The organism is Acetobacter conturbans (assembly GCF_011516755.1).
Taxonomy (GTDB): Bacteria; Pseudomonadota; Alphaproteobacteria; order Acetobacterales; family Acetobacteraceae; genus Acetobacter; species Acetobacter conturbans.
Map to the genome: position 1 here is coordinate 1 of NZ_WOSY01000086.1, position 542 is coordinate 542.

General features: G+C 57.6%; 1 protein-coding gene. It reads right to left on the reverse strand.

Features of this window, described 5'->3' with window-relative positions:
• Positions 1-49: 49 nt before the first annotated feature.
• Positions 50-542 (reverse strand): integrase core domain-containing protein (locus GOB81_RS17455; protein ID WP_173571473.1); only part of this gene is annotated, 493 nt, incomplete at its 5' end.

The window sequence follows — 542 nt, forward strand, 5'->3', positions numbered from 1 at the left end:
CGTCCGTTCGGACAGTTTTGCGGGCTTGATAAGCTATACCCGGTTGTTGTTATGCCGCCCTTCTGACGGCGTTGCTGTTGGCCATCTGGTCCGGGGTTAACCCCGGACCAGATGGCGTCGGCACGTCATAATACGCCTCATCGGGCGTACGTCCAGCCAGCGCCGTATGCGGACGCCTTTCGTTATAATGGGCGATCCATCTGCCAAGCCCGGCCCTCAGCTCTGATCCGGTCTCGAACGCGTGCAGGTAGACGCATTCATATTTCAGCGACCGCCACAGACGCTCGATGAATACGTTATCCAGCCATCGCCCACGCCCGTCCATACTGATGCGGATCTGACGCTCTTCCAGTATCCCGGTGAAACGGGGTGTCGTAAATTGCGACCCCTGGTCAGTATTGAAAATGTCTGGGGCGCCATAGCGCATGAGAGCATCCTGTAGCGCCTCGATACAGAACTCCACGTCCATCGTGTTCGACAGACGCCAGGACAGGACCTTGCGCGTGAACCAGTCCATGATCGCCACGAGATAGAGAAATCCC